At 70.6% G+C, this 3,814-nt stretch carries 5 protein-coding genes; 4 read left to right on the top strand and 1 reads right to left on the bottom strand.

The window, feature by feature from the left end; all coding sequences use genetic code 11:
- Nucleotides 1–249 precede the first annotated feature (249 nt).
- The gene (locus FV228_RS22810; protein WP_147856685.1) at nt 250–696 is read left to right on the top strand and encodes a hypothetical protein; all 447 of its coding nucleotides are present in this window, start codon (nt 250–252) and stop codon (nt 694–696) included.
- Nucleotides 697–718: 22 nt separating this feature from the next.
- Here FV228_RS22810 and FV228_RS22815 read toward each other — a convergent pair whose 3' ends face one another.
- On the bottom strand, nt 719–1,132 hold the full coding sequence (locus FV228_RS22815) for a DUF4864 domain-containing protein (RefSeq protein ID WP_147856686.1): 414 nt from the start codon (nt 1,130–1,132) through the stop codon (nt 719–721).
- Between the two features lie 316 nt (nt 1,133–1,448).
- Between FV228_RS22815 and rutA the strand changes: the two genes are divergently transcribed.
- The 3 genes from rutA to rutC are packed head-to-tail and all read left to right on the top strand — an operon-like array spanning nt 1,449 to nt 3,711.
- Nucleotides 1,449–2,543: a pyrimidine utilization protein A gene (gene rutA, locus FV228_RS22820; RefSeq protein WP_147856689.1), complete on the top strand. Its 1,095-nt coding sequence runs from the start codon at nt 1,449–1,451 to the stop codon at nt 2,541–2,543.
- Complete coding sequence (gene rutB / locus FV228_RS22825) at nt 2,543–3,280, top strand: pyrimidine utilization protein B (protein WP_147856687.1); 738 nt, start codon at nt 2,543–2,545, stop codon at nt 3,278–3,280. Before rutA ends, rutB begins: the two co-directional genes overlap by 1 nt.
- A gap of 44 nt (nt 3,281–3,324) precedes the next feature.
- Nucleotides 3,325–3,711, top strand: coding sequence for a pyrimidine utilization protein C (gene rutC / locus FV228_RS22830; RefSeq protein WP_147856688.1), 387 nt, complete (start codon nt 3,325–3,327; stop codon nt 3,709–3,711).
- Nucleotides 3,712–3,814: the final 103 nt, after the last annotated feature.

Consider the following 3,814-nt stretch of genomic DNA (forward strand, 5'->3'; position numbering starts at 1 on the left):
CCGGTCCGGACGGAGCGCCCCCGCCGCCCCCGCCGAAGGGCGCGCATTTCCGGCTCGAGCGCGGCGATGCCCGGATCGACGTGAAATGCGCCGACGAGGACTCGATGAAGGCCTGCGCCGACATCACCCTGCAGCTCCTCGACAAGCTCGCGACGCTGCGGCCCGCCGACGCCCGATAGTTCTTTGCCACGACGGCGGGGCTCGGAAACGACCCCGCCGCCCGCCGGCACCCACGACAGGATCACCGACATGACCGATACAAAAACCGATTCACACCACGCCGCCGGCACCGTCTGGGCGGTGTTCGGACACCGCTTCGCCCTCGACGGGGCCGGGGGGCGGATCCTGGCGGATCTCGGACCGAAGGGAGCCGCGGGGATCGCCCTGGCGGTGGGCGATCGGGTCTCGCTGCAGGGCACGCGGAAGCCCTCCGAGATCAAGGTCACCCGCCTCACCCTGGCGGACGGCTCGACCCGCACGATCGACTGGCCCGAGAGGGAGACGCACGACCATCCGCCGGCCGATCCCGCCCTGGCGATCCGGGCCGCGGAAGCGGCGGGCTACGCGGTGGCCGGCGCGCCCGCACGCAAGCCCAAGCATTTCGAGCTGCGGGGCGCGAAGGATGGCGTGAGCCACGAAATCCACGTCGCGCTCGACGGCCGGATCCGGAAGACCAAGGTCCTCGCCGCCGCGTAAGGCCGGGCGCGCGGGCGCCCGTTCAGGCGCTCGTGCCCGGCGCCTTGATCAGGCGGCAGCCGGTGATGCGCCAAGCCCCGTCCGCGTCCCGGGCGAGGCTGTATTCGGCGGTCCAGTCGACGCCGTACTCGTCCTGGATCGCCACCGACTGCACCACCCCCGCCTCCCCGGTGTCCCGGCCCTCGCCGAACACGAAGCTGCGGTGGCGGTAGACCGGGCGGTACTGGGTGCGCACCATGCCGATGAACAGGTCGGCGTTCGGGAACATCTCCCGGATCGCCGGGGCCGCCTGGGCGTAGGCGGTCGGCGCGTCGTCGCGCCCGAGCGCCTCGACCTGCCGGGTGATCACCGCCCGCGCCTCCGTCCGGGCGCCGTCATCGGCCAGGGCCGGCCCCGCGAGGCCGAAGACCAGCAGGAGGGTGAGCCACGCGCGCATCGACGGTCACTCCGATCGGGCGCCTCCCACGAGACACCTGAGCCGACTGATCATCTAGACGGACGAAGGCGGTCGGCAAGCACCGCGCGCGCAGGATGTGCAGGCATCGCGCGCCGGTTGTGCAAGTCGCTGGAAAGAGAGGCATTTCCGGCCCCGGGCCGGTGTGCGGGTTTGCTTCTGTGCCCAGGTTTTGCGAGCGTCCGCAGACCGACTCGCGCCCACATGGCGCGGTCGCGCGGAGCAGAGGGCCATGGTGCAGAGCCAGGCGGACGCGGAAACCCTTCCCGAGCCCATTCCGGCCGGGGACGTCGCCCCGATGAGCGTCGGGGTGTTCATCCCGATCGGCAACAACGGCTGGCTGCTGTCGGAGAACGCCCCGCAATACCGGCCGAGCTTCGCGCTCAACAAGGAGATCACCCTCAAGGCGGAGGCGCACGGGCTCGACTTCGCCCTGTCGATGATCAAGCTGCGCGGCTTCGGCGGCAGGACCGAGTTCTGGGACCACAACCTCGAATCGTTCACCCTGATGGCGGGGCTGGCCGCGGTCACCACCCGGATCAAGCTGTTCGCCACCGCGGCGACCCTGTGCATGCCGCCGGCGATCACCGCCCGCATGGCCGCGACCATCGATTCGATCTCGGACGGCCGCTTCGGCCTGAACCTCGTCACCGGCTGGCAGAAGCCGGAATACGACCAGATGGGCCTGTGGCCCGGCGAGGCGTATTTCTCGAAGCGTTACGACTACTTGGCAGAGTATGCTCAGGTTCTGCGCGACCTGTGGGAGACGGGCGCCAGCGACCTCAAGGGCACGTATTTCCAGATGAACGATTGCCGCTTGAGCCCCCGACCGCAGGCGCCGATGAAGATCATCTGCGCCGGGCAGAGCGGGGCCGGCCTGGATTTCACGGCCCGCTACGCCGACTACAATTTCTGCCTGGGGAAAGGCCTCAACACGCCCACCGCGTTCGCCCCCGTGGTCGAGCGGCTGGCCGAGGCCAGCGCCAGGACCGGGCGGCGCGTGACCGCCTACGCGCTGTTCATGATCATCGCCGACGAGACCGACGCCGCCGCGATGGCGACCTGGGCGCATTACAAGGCCGGCGCCGATACCGAGGCGATCGCCTGGCTCGGCCTCCAGGGCGCGGCCGACACCAAGTCCGGCAGCGACACCAACGTCCGCCAGCTCGCCGACCCGACCTCCGCGGTGAACCTCAACATGGGCACCCTGGTGGGCAGCTACGCCCAGGTGGCCGCGATGCTGGACGCGATCATGACGATCGACGGCGTCGAGGGCGTGCTGCTGGTGTTCGACGACTTCCTGAAGGGCCTCGACGCGTTCGGGACCCGGATCCAGCCGCTGATGCAATCCCGCCGGCACGTGGTGCCGGCGCCGCTAGCCGAGGTCGCGTGATGGATAGGCCCGCCGGATTCCACGACGCCCAGGGCCGCCACGGCGGCGTCATCCTACCGGCCCGCCCGGAGCCGATCGCCTTCGACCCGGCCGCGACGGCGCTGATCGTCGTGGACGTGCAGAACGCCTACGCGAGCCCGGGCGGCTATCTCGATCTGGCGGGCTTCGACGTGTCGGGCACCGGCCCGGTGATCGCGCAGATCGTCCGGGCCGTGGCGGCGGCCCGGGCAGCGGGCATCCGGGTCCTGTGGTTCCAGAACGGCTGGGACCCGGACTATGTCGAGGCCGGCGGCCCGGGCTCGCCGAACTGGCACAAGTCCAACGCCCTCAAGACCATGCGGCGGCGGCCCGAGATGAACGCCCAGCTCCTGGCCAAGGGCTCGTGGGACTACGCCCTGGTCGACGCCCTGAAGCCGGAGCCCGGCGACATCGTGCTGGGCAAGCCGCGCTACAGCGGCTTCTACAACACGCCGCTCGACAGCATGCTGCGGGCCCGGGGGGTGAACACGCTGGTCTTCACCGGCATCGCCACCAATGTCTGCGTCGAGTCGACCCTGCGGGACGGCTACCACCGGGAGTATTTTGGAATTGTGCTCGCCGATGCCACCCACCAGGCAGGCCCGCGGAGCCTGCACGAGGGGGCGCTCGCCAACATCGAGACCTTCTTCGGCTGGGTCTCGGACGTTGCCGCGTTCGAGGCGGCGCTGCGCGCGCAGACCCGCGCCGCCGCCGAATAGACCGCCCGCCGTCCCCAAACCCGCACCGCGAAAGTCCCAAAAAAATGCCGAAGCAGGTCGTCATTCCGCCGGGGTCGGGCAAGCCGCTCGCCCCCTACGTGCCCGGCACCCTGGCCGACGGGGTGCTGTACGTCTCGGGCACGCTGCCGCTCGATGCCGAGGCCAACGTGGTCCATGTCGGCGACGCCGGCGCCCAGGCCCGGCACGTGCTGGAGACGATCAAGGGGGTGGTCGAGGCCGCGGGGGGCACGATGGACGACGTGACCTTCAACCACGTCTTCCTGAAGGACTGGGCCGATTACGCGGCGATCAACGCGGTCTACGCGGCCTACTTTCCCGGCGAGAAGCCGGCGCGCTACTGCATCCAGTGCGGCCTCGTGAAGCCCGAGGCGCTGGTGGAGATCGCCTCGGTGGCCCATATCGGCCGCTGATCAGGGGCCCCGCAACAGCTTCGGCGCGAGGCCGGGCAGGGCGGCGGCCAAAAGTCCGGCCGCGCGCAGCACCTCGGCGGCTTCCTCCGGCGAGCGGCGGGCC

The sequence above is a fragment of the Methylobacterium sp. WL18 genome, from assembly GCF_008040015.1.
GTDB lineage: Bacteria > Pseudomonadota > Alphaproteobacteria > Rhizobiales > Beijerinckiaceae > Methylobacterium > Methylobacterium mesophilicum.